Raw genomic sequence first — 16,188 nt, 5'->3', positions numbered from 1 at the left:
CGGACCTCAATCCATGCGTCTGCATCTTCTTGCGGCAGCTACCGCACTGACTCTCGCGTTGGCCGGCTGTGCCAGCAGCGGCGGCCTGCGCCCGGACGGCAGCGCGCTCGACCCGTCTTCGCTGAAGGCCGAGCGCAGCCTCGCCGGAGTCAACCTCTCGCCGGCCGCATGGCCGAGCAGTGACTGGTGGAGCGGGCTCGGCGATCCGCAACTCGATGCGCTGATGACCGAAGCGCTGCACGACAATCCGGGCCTCGGCGTCGCCGATGCCCGCGCTCGCGCCGCGCAAGCCGAAGCCGGCATCGCCGATGCCGCGCGCGGACCCAGCGTCGACGCCAGCGGCAGTGTTTCCGGGGCGCGGCTGCCCACCACGCTGCTGCCGGCGAAGGATGGTGGCGGTCATTTCGAGCTGGCCAAGTACGCTTACGTCAGCTTCAAGTGGGGCCTGGACCTGTGGGGCGGCAAGCGCGCCGCGTGGCAGGCGGCACTCGGCGCATCACGCGCCGCCGAAATCGAGGCACGCGCCGCGCGCATCGAACTGTCCGGCAATGTCGCCCGCGCCTATGCACAACTTGGCTATGCCTTTGCCCAGCAGGATCTGGCCACCGGCGAACTGCGGCGCGCGAACGAGGCACGCGAGCTGACCCATCAGCGCGTCGCCGCCGGCATCGACAACCAGATCCAGCTCAAACAGAGTGACGGCGAAGTGGCCAGCGCCGAACAACAGCTGTCGCTCGCCACGCGGGCGATCGACGCGTCGCGTTCGTCGCTGGCGGTACTGCTGGGCAAGGGCCCGGACCGCGGGCTGGAGATCGCCCGGCCACAGGTGTTGAAACCGGCCGAGCTGGCCGTGCCGACCAACCTGCCGCTGGACCTGCTCGGTCACCGTGCCGACCTGGTCGCCGCGCGCTGGCGGGTCGAGGCTTCGGCCAAGGACATCAAGGCGGCGAAGACCGAATTCCTGCCGAACATCAGCATCGGCGCGATGGCCGGCGTGATCGCCCTGGGTGGCGGCAATCCGCTTGAGCTGCCCGCGCGTTTCTACCAGCTGGGACCGTCGATCAGCCTGCCGATTTTCGACGGTGGCCGCCTGCGCGCGAATCTTTCCGGCAAGGATGCGCAATACGACCTCGCCGTGGCGCAGTACAACCAGACCCTGGTCGGCGCGATCAACCAGGTCGCGGACGATCTGTCCGCACTGCAGTCGCTGCAGCAGCAGATCGCCGCGCAGCAACGCGCGCAGGATGCCGCCAACGGCGCCTGGCAACTGGCCGAGCAACGCTACAAGGCCGGTATTGGCAGCTACCTGGAAGCACTCAGCGTGCGCCAGCAACTGCTGATCGCCAATCGCGGCATGGCGGCGCTGCAGGCGCAACAGGTCGATCTTTCGGTGCAACTGATTCAAGCCCTCGGTGGCGGCTTCCAGCCGCAAGCCGATGCGCCCACTCCCCCTTCCAACCCTTCACGTTCCTGAGGCAGCCCCATGTCCAGCCAGACTCCAACCACGGCCGAGAACACGGCCGCTGCAACACCGAATACAGCAACTCCAGTGCCGAAGAAAAACCCGCGCGGCTTCATGTTGCGCCTGGTCGTCGTGATCGTGGTGCTCGCCGTCATCGGCTGGGCGCTGTGGTATTTCCTTGACGGCCGCTGGTACGAGGGCACCGACGATGCCTACGTCAACGGCAACGTGGTGCAGATCACCCCTCAGGTGCCCGGCACCGTGGTCAGCATCGGCGCCGATGATGGCGACCTCGTGCATGCCGGCGACGTGCTGGTGCAGCTCGATCCCAGCGACGCCGACGTGGCGCTGGCCGAGGCAAAGGCGAACCTCGCCAACACCGTGCGCAAGGTGCGCGGCCTGTACTCCAACGTCAATGGCGCCCAAGCCGATGTGGCCGTGCGCAAGACCGCGGTGGACAAGGCGCGCGCCGACTACAACCGCCGCGTCGCGCTGGCCAAGTCAGGTGCGATCTCCACCGAGGAACTGGCGCACGCCAGCGATGCGCTGACCACCGCCGAGAGCGGCCTGATCGCATCGCAGCAGCAGTACCAGACCAGCAAGGTGCTGGTCGATGACACCGTGGTTGCCTCGCATCCGGACGTGCAGGCCGCCGCCGCGAAATTGCGTGCCGCGTTCCTCGACGATGTGCGTGCCACCCTGATCGCGCCGGTGGACGGCTATGTGGCCAAGCGCTCGGTGCAGGTCGGCCAGCGCGTGCAGCCGGGCGCACCGCTGATGGCGGTGGTGCCACTGCATGGTGTGTGGATCGACGCAAACTTCAAGGAGACACAGCTCACCGACATGCGCATCGGCCAGCCGGTGGAGATCAAATCCGATGTCTACGGCAGCGCGGTGAAATACAAGGGCAAGGTGCAGAGCCTCGGCGTCGGCACCGGCAGCGCGTTCTCGCTGCTGCCGGCGCAGAACGCCACCGGTAACTGGATCAAGATCGTGCAGCGCATCCCGGTGCGCATCGTGTTCGACGACCCCACTCAGCTCGACAAGCACCCGCTGCGCCTGGGCATGTCGGTCAACGTGGACGTCAGCCTGCACGACAAGAGCGGGCCGACGCTGGCGCAGCAATCACCGACCCAGCCGGCTTTCAGCACCGACGTGTACAAGCAGCAACTGGTCAAGGCCGATGAGGCGATCACGCAGATCATCCACGCCAACATGGCTGGCGGGAAATAGGCAGCACTTGTCGCACACCCTGTGGGAGCGACTTCAGTCGCGAGATACGAAGCCATCGCGGCTGAAGCCGCTCCCACAAAACCTTTATTGACAGATCCCGATGACCGCCCAATTCCGCCCACCCAATCTGGCACTCAGCACGATCGGTCTGTCGCTGGCGACCTTCATGCAGGTGCTGGACACCACGATCGCCAATGTGTCGCTGCCGACGATCGCCGGCAACCTCGGCGTCAGCAACAACCAGAGCACCTGGGTGATCACCTCGTTCGCGGTGAGCATGGCGATCTCGCTGCCGCTGACCGGCTTTCTCACCCGCCGCTTCGGCGAGGTGAAGCTGTTCGTCTGGTCCACCCTGCTGTTCGCACTGACTTCTTTTCTGTGCGGCATCTCGCAGAGCATGGGCATGCTGATCGTGTTTCGCGCACTGCAGGGCGCGGTGGCCGGACCGATGTATCCGATCACGCAAAGCCTTCTCATAAGTATCTATCCACCGGCCAAGCGCGGCATGGCGCTGGCGTTGCTGGCGATGGTGACGGTGGTGGCGCCGATCGCCGGCCCGATCCTCGGCGGCCTGATCACCGACAATTATTCGTGGCCGTGGATCTTCTTCATCAACGTGCCGATTGGCATCTTCGCCAGCATGGTGGTGGCGAACCAGCTGCGCGGAAAGGTCGAGAAAACCGAACGCCCGAAGATCGACTACGTCGGCCTGATCACCCTGATCATCGGCGTCGGCGCACTGCAGATCGTGCTGGACAAGGGCAATGACGAAGACTGGTTCAACTCCACCTTCATCATCGTCACCAGCATCATCTCGGCGATCAACATCGCGATCTTCCTGATCTGGGAGCTGACCGACAAGGATCCGATCGTCAATCTGAAGCTGTTCCGCCACCGCAATTTCACCGCCGGCACGATTGCCCTGGTGCTCGCCTATGCGGCGTTCTTCGCGATCGGTCTGCTGGTGCCGCTATGGCTGCAGCGCAATCTCGGCTACACCTCGACCTGGGCCGGTTACGCCACCGCGCCGCTGGGCGTGATCCCGGTGCTGCTGACCTTCTTCGTCGGCAAGTACGCCGCCCGCATCGACCTGCGCATGCTGGCCTCGGTGGCGTTCGTGGTGATGGGCGTGACCTGCTTCATGCGCTCGGACTTCTTCATCGGCATCGACTTCTATCACGTGGCGATGGTGCAGCTGCTCCAGGGCCTGGGCGTGGCGTTGTTCTTCATGCCGATCCTGACCATCCTGCTGTCGGACCTGCAGCAGAACGAGATCGCCGCCGGCTCCGGCCTGGCCACCTTCCTGCGCACGCTCGGCGGCAGCTTTTCCGCCTCGCTCACCACCTTGCTGTGGGAGCGCCGCGCGGTGAGCCATCACGAACAACTGGCCGAACACATCACCGCCTACAGCCCGACCACGCAGGCAGCGATGACCCAGCTTGGCCACGGCGATACGCAGGTCGGTGGCAGCATCATCAACGACATGATCACCCAGCAGGGTTACCAGATCTCGTTCAACGAGGTGTTCCACGCGCTGGGCTGGGTCTTCATCGGGCTGGTGTTCGTGATCTGGCTGGCCAAACCACCGTTTGGCGCGAAAGCGGGGCCTGCCGCCGGCGGTCACTGAGCCAGCCGGGCAAGCGCTACAACCGAGCCATATCTGCAAGAAAGCCCCGGCATACCTGCCGGGGCTTTCACGTTTGACGCCAACTTATCGAACGGTGGCAGCCACCGGCTGCAAGGTGGGGCTATCCAGATCGAGCGCGGTCGATCGCAGCAGCACCGCCTGCGGATGCGCCTTGCGGATTGCGTCGCCGAACTGCGCAGCGTCACCGACCACCACTACCTTGCTGCCATTTGCATCCAGGTGCCTATGTGCATACCCCTCGATCTGCTTCGGCGTGACCGCCTGCACCTGCGCGATGTACTTGCCAATCTGGTCCAGCTTCACCCCGTAGACCGCCAGCTCGCCGACCTGCTCGGCCAGTCCGGCGGTGGTCTCCAGACTGCGGCCGTAGCTGCCGATCAGAGTTGCCTTGCGTGCGGCCAGTTCCTGTGCATCCACCTTCGTCGTGCCGAGGCGCTTGAACTCGCCCAGCATCAGCTCGACCACCTGCGGCGCCGACGGGTTCTTGGTCTGCGCCGCGGCCAGCCACATGCCGGCATCGCCGAGCGACTGCAGCCGGCTGCTGGCGCCATAGGACAGTCCGCGCTTGATGCGGATCTCCTCGTTCAACCGTGCCGAATACGAACCGCCCAGCACCGCATTGGCCACCGTGCCGACGTAGTAGTCGGCATCGTTGCGCGGTGGCGCGGCATGCGCGGCGACCACGCCGGCCTGGCCGGCACCGTGCTGATCGATCAGCAGGATCGTCGGCATGGGGCTGGCACTCATGCCCGCCGGGCGCACCGGCAGCGGCGTGGCCGGCTTCTGCCAGTCGCCGAAACTGCTCTGCGCCAGCTGCTGCGCCTGCGCCGGCGTGATGTCGCCGGTAAGTACCAGGATCGCGTTGTCGGGTCGATACAGCCAATCGTGCAGATGCTGCACATCCGTGCGGGTGATCCGCGCGATCGAGGCCGGCGTGCCGCTGCGCGAATGGCCATAGGCACCATCGCCGAACACGCCACGACTGGCCGCCAGCGAAGCCAGCGCAGTCGGCCGGCTCAGCATCAGGTGCAGGTCATCGACCGCCTGCGCCTGCGCGCGCTTGAGTTCATCCGCAGCGAAATCCGGCTGGCGCACCACCTCGGCCAGCAGGCTCAAGGCCTGTGGCAGCTTAGGCGTGGTCACGGTGATGCCCACCGCGCTTTCATCCCAGCCCGCGGCGGCATTCAACGAACCACCCAGCGTTTCGGCGGCGGCGGCGATCTGCGGCGCCGTCTTGCCGCCGGCGCCCTTGCTCAGCAGGTTCGCGGTGAGGTCGGCCAGGCCGGCCAGCTGCGGCGGATCCATCTCGCCGCCACTGCGCAGCACCAGTTGTGCAGTGACCAGCGGCAGGCCGGCACGACGCACGCTGATCACCCGCAGCCCGTTCGCCAGTATCTGCATCGACGGCGTCGGCACGGTCAGCTTCGGCGCCGGACCCGGCGCCGGTGGTGTGGTCGGGAAACCCTGATCGGCGACCACGGCTGGCGGGGTCGCCAGCACGATGCCGGCGGTCACCAGCGCAGCCGTAAAGACGGCCAGACGAAATACGTTCCTGCAGCGACAGGTCATGTCATGGCTATTCATTTCGCTGCTCCCTTGTCTGCTGCCGGCGCAGCCTTGGCAGCCTGCGGCAGGTAATCGATGGTGACGCTGTGCGCGCCGGTCACGTATTTCTGCAACACGCGATGCACGTCTTCCTCGGTGACCTTCTGCAACGCGGCCAGGTCAGTGTTGGCGTGTTCCGCGCCGCCATCGATCAGGCTTGCCTGCCCCAGCGCGAAGGCGATACCCTGCGCGGTTTGCCGCTGCTTGAGTTCAGCGGTCAGCAGCTGTGTTTTCACCTTGTCGAGTTCGGCCGCGGCAATCGGCTGGGTCGCCAGCCAGATGATTTCCTCGTTCAACAATTTCTCCGCCTCGGCCGGCTGGTGCCCGCTGGCGAGGATCGCGTCCACCGTGAACAGGCCCGGGCCGACCCGGCCATCGGCATCGGCGCCGATCTGCTGGGCGACCTGATGGCGATACACCAGCGACTGGTACAGCCGCGACGAATCGCCCTGCGACAGCAGGGCGGCAGCGACCTGCAGCGGAATGATGTCGGCGCTGTCGGCCGCTGGCGGGATCAGCCAGGTGATCGCCACCGCGGGCAGCGGCGCGGTCTCGCTGCTGACGGTATAGCGCAGGTTCTTCTTGCGCGGCGGCTCCTGCACGGTGACCTGGGGCACCGGCGTGGCCGGTTTCGCGATTCCGCTGAAGTACTGGTCGACCCAGGCGTCGAGCTGCTTCGGATCGTAGTCGCCGGCGACGATCAGGGTCGCGTTGTCCGGCCGGTAGAAGGTGCTGTGGAAATCGATCACGTTCTGCAGCGAGGCCGCTTCCAGCTCCTCGATGCTGCCGATGGTCGGACGCTTGTACGGATGCACCGTGTACGAGTGCGGGTCGATCGCGTTGAACAGCTTGCCGTACGGATTGGCCAGCACGCTCTGGCGATATTCCTCCTCCACCACCGCGCGCTCGGACTTGAAGTTCGGCTCGTCCACGTTGAGGTTGGACAAGCGCTCGGCCTCGGCCCACAGCAAGGTCTGCAGGTAGTTGCTCGGCACGATCTCGAAATAGTTGGTGACGTCATCGCCGGTGGACGCGTTGTTGGCACCGCCGACGTCCTCGGTCAGCCGGTCGAACTGCTCGGCGTGCATGTGCTTGGTACTCTTGAACATCAGATGCTCGAACAGGTGCGCGAAGCCGGAGCGCCCCTGCGGATCGTCCTTCGAGCCGACGTGGTACCACATCTGCACCGCCACGTTCGGGCTGGCGTGATCCTCCACGCTGATCACCTGCAGGCCATTCGGCAAGGTGCGCTGGTGGTACTGGATCGGTGGAATGCTCAGCTCGGCCGCGGCTGCGGGCGGTGACACTGCCGCCGCGGCAAACAAGGTAAGTGAGGCCAGCAACATGGCCGGGCGCAGACGCTTGGTCATCCCTTCAATCCCTTCGGGTGAAAGGCCAACCATAGCAAGCCGACGAAGCAGCATGCCCATGACTTCTGGGCCACGGCGCACATATTTTACCCGGATGTTATTGACACTCCATTTAATCCGGGTATAAATAAGTCACTTGTTGCACCGGATCAAAAACGCATGCCTTACCGTGACAGCCCCGTTTGCAGTGCCTTCATCGGTAACCGCCTGATTGCCGAGGGCGCGTTGCCCGATGTGATACGCGCAGCGAAGCAGGCGCTTGACGCCGGTGCGCGTGACTCCCTGCTGATTTTCGATGACCGCGACAGCCGCCAGATCGAAGTGGATTTTCGCGGCACCGAGCATCAGGTACTGGCGCGCCTGCCGCAGGTTGAGGCCGTGCCGGAACCAGCCGCACGCGGCCCGGGCCGACCGAAGCTGGGCGTGGTTCCACGTGAGGTCACCTTGCTGCCGCGTCACTGGGACTGGCTTGGCCAGCAGCCGGGCGGAGCTTCGGCGGTGCTGCGGCGACTGGTCGAACAGGCCTTGCGTGGCCATGGTGCAAAAGACCGTGCACGGCACGCGATGGAAGCCGTCGACCGCTTCATGCTCGCGATGACCGGTGATTTTTCCGGTCACGAGGAGGCATCGCGGGCGTTCTACCGGCGCGACCGCGAACGTTTCATCACGCTGACCGAACCGTGGCCCGTCGATGTGCGCGATCATCTGCGCCGGCTGGCCGCGGACGCGTGGGATGAGGCGGGTGCCAGCTGACTTCCGTCGCAGCGACCGTGGCATCGCTTTCAAACTCATTCCATCATCGCGGCAGCGTGCAGACTGCCGATCAAGGACCTCCCGATGCAGCCTACTCCGCGCAGCTCGCTGTTCGCCAACCACAACTTCACCCTGCTGTTCGGCGGCAGCACGATCTCGGCGATCGGCGACCAGTTCACCCTGGTGGCGTTGCCGTGGCTGGTGCTGAAGCTCACCGGCGATCCGGCCGCACTCGGCCTGGTGCTGGCCACGATGGCGCTGCCGCGCGCCGCTTTCATGCTGATCGGCGGCGCGGTGGTGGACCGGATGTCGCCGCGGCGGGTGCTTCTCGGTGCGCGCGCGATCAATGCGCTGCTGGTCAGCCTGCTCGCCGTGCTGGTACTGGCCGGGGCGATCCAGATGTGGATGATCTACGCGATCGCGCTGGGCATCGGCCTGTCCACCGCGTTCGCCTATCCGGCGGGTTCGGCGATCCTGCCGCAACTGATCGAGCCGCAGCAGCTGCAACCGGCCAACGCGCTGTTCATGGGCATGCGCCAGCTGAGCATGATCATCGGCCCGGTGATCGCCGGGTTGCTGATCAACGCCGGTGCACACGCCGACCATGCCAAGGGCGTGGCCGACTCCTCCGGCCTCGGACTCGCCTTCGGCATCGACGCGGTGAGCTTCCTGTTCTCGCTCGGCTCGCTGATGCTGGTGCGCATCCACAGCGACCATCACCCGAAGGCACCGGTCGGCAGCGTGCTGGCCAACGTCGCCAGCGGCATCCGCAACATCTGGGCCGATCTGCCGCTGCGTGCGTTCATCCTCTACGCCGCGGTGATCTCGGTGTTTGTCGGCGGCCCGATCCAGGTCGGGCTGCCGGTGCTGGCCGATACCCGGCTGGATCTGGGCGCCGCGTCGCTGGGCATCCTGATGACCGCGAATGGCGGCGGCATGTTGCTCGGCAGTTTCCTTTCCGGCGTCGCCGGCAAGCTGGTGCGTGGCCGACTCGGCCTGATGGTGCTGGGTATCGACAGCCTCGCCGGGCTGGCGCTGGCCACGATGGCGCTGGTGCACACAACGTTCGCCGGCGCCGCGCTGCTGGCCTGCACCGGTGTACTCGGCGGCATCGCGCAGATCGCCATCGTCAGCTGGATCCAGCGCCGCGTGGCGCCGGAGATGATGGGCCGCACGATGAGCGTGCTGATGTTCACCTTCATGGGCCTCGGCCCGCTATCGGCCGCAATCGCCGGCAGTCTCCTGAAAGTGATCTCGCTGCCCGCACTGTTCGTGGGCGCGGGCGTGGTGCTGACCACGATCGCGCTCTGCTGTATGACCAGTCCGGCGCTGCGCAGCATTGGGGCGACGAAGCCAACGGCCGCCGAGGCGACCTGAAGCACACTGGCTCTGTGTCGTCAGTACTGGCCTCGCGCCACGCTACTTTGGCAGCGCCGGCATCTGCTGTTGCTGCACACGCTGGCGCTGGATTTCGGCGCGCAGCTGTTTGCGCTTCGCCTTGCGTTCGCGGCGGTCGTGCTGCCACAGGTAGATCGCCGGGGTGCTGAGCAGGGTCAGCAGCTGCGACACGAACAGGCCGCCGAGGATGGCGATGCCGAGCGGCTGGCGCATCTCCGAGCCGTAGCCGAAACCGACCGCCAGCGGCAGCGCGGCGCCCATCGCCACCAGGGTGGTCATGGTGATCGGACGGAAGCGCACCAGCGCCGCTTCGCGGATTGCCTCCGGCGGCGTACGTCCGTGTTCGCGTTCGGCGACCAGCGCAAAGTCGACCATCAGGATCGCGTTCTTCTTGACGATGCCGATCAGCATCAGCACCGCGATCACCGACATCAGGGTGAGCTGGGTATGCGTGACCAGCATCGCGAGGAACGCGCCCATGCCCGCCGCCGGCAAGGTGGAGAGGATCGTCATCGGATGGATCAGGCTCTCGTAGAGGATGCCGAGCACCACGTACATCACCAGGATCACCGCCAGCAGCATGATCAGCGCGTTGCTCAAGGCCTCGACCAGGTTCTGGTTGTCGCCGGTGTATTTCTGCTGCACGCCGGGCGGCAGCTGCGCGGCAAAGATCGCCTGGTCGACCAGCTTCAGGCCGTCCGCCTGGGTGACGCCCTTGTCGAGGTTGTAGTTGAGCGAAGACGATTCGAGCTGGTTGAAGTGGCTGATGCTGACCGGTGAAATACCCGGCTGGATCCGCGCCAGCGCGGACAACGGAATCATCTTGCCGAGCGCGTTGCGCACATAGGTATTGAGCAGGGTGGTCGGGCTCAGCGATTCGGCGCTGTCGGCGGTGAGTACCACCTGGTACTGGTTGATGTCCGAGTAGATCGTCGAGATCTGGTTCTGGCCGAACGCGTTGTACAACGCCGAATCGACCTGGCCGATGCCCACGTTCAGCCGTGCGGCGACATCGCGATCCACCTGCAGCATCTGCTGCTTGCCGATGCTGTCGAAGCTGGTGGTGACGTCGCGGAACTGCTTCATCCCGCGCATGACCCGCGCCAGATGCAGGGTGGGTGCCTGCAACAGGGTGCCGTCATTGCTGCTGAGCTGGAACGAATACTGGCCCTTGCCGCTGCCGCCGGGACCGCCGCCGCTGATGAATTGCACGGCGGTCAGCGAGACGTCGAGGTCGGTCACCGTCTTGTAGTACTTGTCCAGCCGGTCGACCACTTCCTGCGCCGAGTCATGCCGGTCACCCGGCTTGTCGCCGAGCGGCTTGAGGTCGACGAACAGCACGGACTGGTTGCCGACCGCACCGCCGTTGCTGTCGCCGCCACCGAGAATGGTGGAGACGTCGAGCACCGCCGGATCGGCCTGCAATACCGCCGCCATCGCCCGCGTGCGTGTGGCCAGCAGTTCGGGCGAGATATTCGCATCGGCGGTGATCTGCGCCTGCAGCAGGCCGGTGTCCTCCTTCGGCATCAGGCCGCCGCCGGCCACCTTGGCCACCAACACCGCCAGCAGCACGGTCAGCACCAACAGGATCGGCGGTTGCCAACGCATGATGCGGCGGTGATGCATGGCCCAGTCCAGGCCGCGTTCGTAGATGCGCAGCATGCCGTTGTCGAAACGCTCGGCCATGCGCTCCAGCCGGCCCGGCGAGCGAGAACCCACCGGCGGCTCGTGCATCAGCCAGCTGCCGCACAGTGCCGGCGTGAGCGTGAGCGAGACCAGCGCGGAGATAACGATGGTCGCGATCAGGGTCACCGCGAACTCGCGCATCAGGGTAGTGAAGATGTTGTTGCCGAACACCATCGGACCGAACACTGCGATCAGCGACAGCGTGATCGAGATCACCGTGAAGCCGATTTCCCTGACCCCGGTGAGTGCGGCCTGCAGCGGTGCCATGCCGCGCTCCATGTGGCGCACGATGTTCTCGATCACCACGATCGCGTCATCCACCACGAAACCCACGCACAGCACCAGCGCCACCAGCGAAAAGATGTTGAGCGTGAAGCCGAGCATCCACATCAACACGAACGCGCCGGCCAGCGACAGCGGCACGCTGAACATCGCGATCACAGTCGGCCGCAGGCGACGCAGGAACACCAACATCACCAGCGCCACCATCACGATGCTCATCAGCAGCGCCACTTCGACTTCGTGCAGCGCGGATTCGGTGGTCGGGGTGAGGTCGAAGATCGGGGTGATCTGCACGTCGGCCGGCAGCAGGTTGTGGAATCCCGGCAACGCGGCGCGGATCGCCTCGACGGTGGCCACCGCATTCGCTTCCGGCCGCTTGCTGATCTGCATCGTCACCGCGCGGGTGCCGTTGAACCATGCCGCCGCGTACTGATCCTGCTGCCCGCTGGTGATCGTGGCCACGTCGGACAGCCGCACCGGAATGTCGTTGTGGCTGGCGATCACCAGCGAAGCGAAGTCCTGTGCGGTCTGCAGCGAATCGTTCGCGGTCACCGTCATCTGCGAGACGCCGTTGCTCAGCGTGCCCTGCGGCGAAGTGACGTTCGCCGCGCGCAATGTGTTCGCCACATCGTTCGCGGTGATCCCCTTGCTGGCCAGCAGCGAAGTATTCAGTGCAATCCGCACCGCATGCGGCGCACCACCGGAAACCGTCACCTGCGCCACGCCAGGGATCTGCGCCACCGCCGGTTTCAGCAAGGTGTCGGTGAGGTCGTACAACTTGTCCGGCGGCAGGCTGGTGGAGGTCAGCGAGACCAGCAGCACCGGGATCTGCGAGGTGTCGAACTTGATGTAGCCCGGCGGGCTGGGCATGCCCGACGGCAGGTCGGCCGAGGCGGCATTGATCGCCGCCTGCACGTCGAGCGCGGCCTTGTCGGCATTGCGACTCATGTCGAACAGGATCTGGATCTGCGCACTGCCCTCGCCGGCGCTGGAGAACATCTGCTTGATCCCGGGGATGCGCCCGAGGTGCCGCTCCAGCGGCGCCATCACCGTGGTCGCCATGGTCTGCGCACTGGCGCCGGGCATCTGCGCAAACACCGCCACGCCGGGAAACTGGATCGACGGGAACGCAGCCACGCCCAGCAGCAGGTACGCCCACACCCCGGCCAGCATCAGGCCGATGGCCAGCAGGGAGGTGCCGGCGGGGCGGCGGATCAGCGGTGCAAAGATGTTCATGGCGCTTCCATGGCCCGCAAGCATCGCGGCGAGCAGCCGCCATCGGACCGGCTCGCGGCGGGAGACAGCATAGCGGCAATGACTGGCAGCCCGATCATGCCGACTTTATGCCAGTCATCGTGTCCTGGCGTATGTGCCTGAAGTCCACTTTCGCCCTTCTCCCCGGCGATCCATCGTGCCCAGGCTCAGGTGGCCGTCTGCAACTTCAGCCGGCGCTTCTCCGCACGCCGCTCATGCCGCGCGGCCTTGCGAATCTTGCGGTCGTAATTCCACAGATAGATCGCCGGCGTGCTGAGCAGGGTCAGCAGCTGCGACACCAGCAGGCCGCCGACGATCGCGATGCCGAGCGGCTGGCGCATCTCCGAACCGATGCCGAAACCGATCGCCAGCGGCAGCGCCGCGCCCATCGCCACCAGGGTGGTCATGGTGATCGGACGGAAGCGCACCAGCGCCGCCTCGCGGATCGCCTCGGGCGCGGACAGGCCGCGTTCGCGTTGCGCGACCAGCGCGAAGTCGACCATCAGGATCGCGTTCTTCTTGACGATGCCGATCAGCATCAGGATCGCGATGATCGCCATCAGCGAGAGCTGCGTCTGCGTCACCAGCATCGCCAGGAACGCACCGGCACCGGCCGCCGGCAGGGTGGAAAGAATCGTCAGCGGATGGCCGAGGCTCTCGTAGAGGATGCCAAGCACGATGTACATCGCGACGATCGAACCGAGCAGCAGAACCATGCCGTTGGACTGCGCCTGCTGCAGGCGCTGGTTCTGGCCGGTGTAGTCGATCCTGACGCCGGCCGGCAACCCGGCGGCGAAGGCGGCCTGCTCGACCAGCTTGATGCCGCGATCCTGTGGCACGTCCTTGGCCAGGTTGTAGGTGATCGTCGCCGCTTCCAGCTGGTTGTGATGGCGGATGCGCAGCGGGCTGATGTTCGGTTCGATATGCGCCAGCGCGGACAGCGGAATCATCTGGCCCTGGGCGTTACGCACGCGGACATTCAGCAGCCCCTGCGGGCTGACGCTCTGTGCCGCGCCGGCGGTGAGCACCACCGCGTACTGATTGATGTCGGAATAGATCGTCGACACCTGGCGCTGGCCGAACGAGTTGTACAGCGCCGTATCCACATCGCCCATGCTGACATGCAGGCGGCTGGCCGCCTCGCGATCCACCTGCAACAGTTGCTGCTTGCCAACCTGGTCGAAGTTGCTGCCGACGTCGCGGAATTCCTTGATCGTGCGCATCTGGCGCACCATCTGCAGCGCCCATGGCTGCAGGTCGCCGCCATTGCTGCTGACCAGCTGGAATTCGTACTGGCCGCCGTTGTCGCCGCTGCCGCCGCCGCCCAGGAACTGCGCGGCGCTGACCGAGACTTTCACGTCGGGCAGCTTGTCGTACTGCTTGGTCAGCCGCTCCACCACCAGCTTGATGTTTTCGGGGCGCTCGCCTGGGCCACTGCCGCGCGGCTTCAGGTCGACGAACATCTGCGCGCTGTTGCCCACCGCGCCGCCGGCGTTGTTGCCGCCGAGCATGGTCAGCTGATCGAGCACCGCCGGATCGGCCAGCATGATCTTCATCACCGCCTGCGTGCGCGCGGTCAGTTGCTCCGGTGAGATGTTGGCATCGGCACGGATGTCGACCTGCAGCTGGCCAGTGTCCTCATCCGGCATGAAGTTGCCGCCGGCCGTCTTCACCACCGCCCAGCCAAGCAGACCGGTAAGCAGCAGCAGGGTCAGCGGCTGCCAGCGCATGATCCGCCGATGCCGCATCGCCCAGTCCAGCCCGCGTTCGTACAGGCGCAGCATGCCGCGATCGAAACGTTCCACCGCGAGTTCGAGCCTGCCCGGCGGCGGCCGGTTTGCCGACTCGTGCTTGAGCAGATGGGCGCACAGTGCCGGCGTGAGCGTCAGCGAGACCAGCGCCGAGATCACTACCGCCGCGGTCAGCGTCACCGAGAACTCGCGCAGCAGCATCACCAGCATGTTGTTGCCGAACAGCAGCGGCGCGAACACCGCCACCAGCGACAGCGTGATAGAGATCACCGTGAAGCCGATCTCGCCGACGCCGGTCAGCGAGGCCTGCATCGGCGTCTCGCCGCGCTCCATGTGACGCACGATGTTCTCGATCACCACGATCGCATCGTCCACCACGAAACCGATGCACAGCACCAGCGCCACCAGCGACAAGGTGTTGAGGGTGTAACCCAGCGTCCACATCACCACGAAGGCACCGGCCAGCGACAACGGCACGCTCAAGGTGGCGATCAGGGTGGGACGCAGCCGGCGCAGGAACACCAGCATCACCAGCACCACCATCGCGATCGAGATCAGCAGCGACACCTCGACCTCGTGCAACGCCGACTTGGTGGTCTGAGTGAGGTCGAACACTGGCGCGATGGTGACGTTCGACGGCAGCGACGCGCGCAGCTGCGGCAACCGGGCACGGATCGCCTCCACCGTGGCCACCGCATTCGCCTCCGGCCGCCGGGTGATCTGCAGGCCGACGGTGTGCTCTTCGTTGAACCACGCCGCCTGATACTCGTCCTGCTCGCCGCTGTAGACCTTGGCGACATCCGACAAGCGCACCGGCGTGCCGTTCTTCACCGAGATCAGCAGTCGGGCGAATTCGGCCGGATCCTGCATGCCGTCGCTGGCGGTCACCGTCATCTGCGTGTGGCCGTCGCTCAACACACCCTGCGGCGAGGTGACATTGGCGGCGCGCAAGGCATTGGCGACGTCGTTCGAGGTAAGTCCCTTCGCCGCCAGCGCATTGGCGTCCAGTTCGATGCGCACCGCATGCGGGGTGCCACCGAACACCTGCACCTGGGCCACGCCATCGATCTGCGCCACCGCCGGCTTGAGCAAGGTGTCGGCAAGGTCGTACAGCTTGTCCTGCGGCAGCCCGGTCGAGGTCATCGTGATGAACAGGATCGGGATCTGCGAAGTATCGAACTTGAAGAATTGCGGCGGCGACGGCATGCCCGACGGCAGGTCGACCGCGGCAGCATTGATCGCCGCCTGCACGTCGCGCGCCGCGCTGTCCGCGGTGCGCGAGAAGTTGAAGCGCACACTCACCGAGGCGGCGCCCTCGCTGGCGTTGCCGTACATCTCGTCGATCCCGGGAATCTGGCCCAGGTGGCGTTCCAGCGGCGCCAGCACGGTGTTGGCCATGGTCTGCGCACTGGCGCCCGGCTGATTGGCCACGACATAGACGCCGGGGAAATCCAGCGACGGCAACGCCGCCACGCCAAGCAACAGATAGGCGCAGATGCCGCCCAGCACGAGGCCCACCGCAAGCAGCGAGGTACCGGCCGGTCGGCGGATCAGGGGGGCAAAGATATTCATGGCGCTTCCGTGGCGCGCCAGCGTAACGGCGAGTTGTGGCCGACGAATCGTCGTGCCGGGTACAGCCTGCTGGCGACAGCGCGGAATGGTAGCTCGATCATGCCGGCTTTATGCCTGCAATCGCGCCACAGTGTATGTGCCTGAAGTCCACACCCTGCCGGAAGGCAGGGGGCT

At 65.8% G+C, this 16,188-nt stretch carries 9 protein-coding genes; 5 read left to right on the top strand and 4 right to left on the bottom strand.

Annotated features, from left to right (window positions below):
• Positions 1–13: 13 nt before the first annotated feature.
• The 3 genes from B0E48_RS00150 to B0E48_RS00140 all read left to right on the top strand — a co-directional run bounded on the left by B0E48_RS00150 (position 14) and on the right by B0E48_RS00140 (position 4,322).
• On the top strand, positions 14–1,474 hold the full coding sequence (locus B0E48_RS00150; protein ID WP_077515450.1) for an efflux transporter outer membrane subunit: 1,461 nt from the start codon (positions 14–16) through the stop codon (positions 1,472–1,474).
• A 9-nt stretch (positions 1,475–1,483) separates the two neighbouring features.
• The gene (locus B0E48_RS00145; RefSeq protein WP_077515449.1) at positions 1,484–2,695 is read left to right on the top strand and encodes an HlyD family efflux transporter periplasmic adaptor subunit; all 1,212 of its coding nucleotides are present in this window, start codon (positions 1,484–1,486) and stop codon (positions 2,693–2,695) included.
• 100 nt (positions 2,696–2,795) lie between these two features.
• The gene (locus B0E48_RS00140) at positions 2,796–4,322 is read left to right on the top strand and encodes a DHA2 family efflux MFS transporter permease subunit (protein WP_077515448.1); all 1,527 of its coding nucleotides are present in this window, start codon (positions 2,796–2,798) and stop codon (positions 4,320–4,322) included.
• Between the two features lie 84 nt (positions 4,323–4,406).
• Here the strand turns inward: B0E48_RS00140 and B0E48_RS00135 are convergent, their stop codons facing one another.
• Together B0E48_RS00135 and B0E48_RS00130 are read right to left on the bottom strand one after the other, a co-directional pair.
• Positions 4,407–5,927: a pitrilysin family protein gene (locus B0E48_RS00135; RefSeq protein ID WP_254423787.1), complete on the bottom strand. Its 1,521-nt coding sequence runs from the start codon at positions 5,925–5,927 to the stop codon at positions 4,407–4,409.
• Positions 5,924–7,318 (bottom strand): pitrilysin family protein, encoded by a 1,395-nt coding sequence (locus B0E48_RS00130; RefSeq protein WP_077515446.1) that lies wholly within the window; start codon positions 7,316–7,318, stop codon positions 5,924–5,926. The genes B0E48_RS00135 and B0E48_RS00130 overlap by 4 nt, the downstream gene beginning before the upstream one ends.
• A 159-nt stretch (positions 7,319–7,477) precedes the next feature.
• Here B0E48_RS00130 and B0E48_RS00125 point away from each other — a divergent pair, with 159 nt between their 5' ends.
• Both B0E48_RS00125 and B0E48_RS00120 read left to right on the top strand, forming a co-directional pair.
• Complete coding sequence (locus B0E48_RS00125) at positions 7,478–8,071, top strand: DUF2239 family protein (RefSeq protein ID WP_077515445.1); 594 nt, start codon at positions 7,478–7,480, stop codon at positions 8,069–8,071.
• A gap of 84 nt (positions 8,072–8,155) precedes the next feature.
• Positions 8,156–9,448, top strand: coding sequence for an MFS transporter (locus B0E48_RS00120; protein WP_077515444.1), 1,293 nt, complete (start codon positions 8,156–8,158; stop codon positions 9,446–9,448).
• 42 nt (positions 9,449–9,490) lie between these two features.
• Here B0E48_RS00120 and B0E48_RS00115 read toward each other — a convergent pair whose 3' ends face one another.
• Both B0E48_RS00115 and B0E48_RS00110 read right to left on the bottom strand, forming a co-directional pair.
• Positions 9,491–12,673, bottom strand: coding sequence for an efflux RND transporter permease subunit (locus tag B0E48_RS00115; protein ID WP_077515443.1), 3,183 nt, complete (start codon positions 12,671–12,673; stop codon positions 9,491–9,493).
• 185 nt (positions 12,674–12,858) lie between these two features.
• Complete coding sequence (locus tag B0E48_RS00110; protein WP_077515442.1) at positions 12,859–16,014, bottom strand: efflux RND transporter permease subunit; 3,156 nt, start codon at positions 16,012–16,014, stop codon at positions 12,859–12,861.
• Between the last annotated feature and the right edge of the window lie 174 nt (positions 16,015–16,188).

This window comes from Rhodanobacter sp. C03 (genome assembly GCF_002001175.1).
Taxonomy (GTDB): Bacteria; Pseudomonadota; Gammaproteobacteria; order Xanthomonadales; family Rhodanobacteraceae; genus Rhodanobacter.
This window is presented reverse-complemented; position numbering and strand designations above follow the sequence as displayed.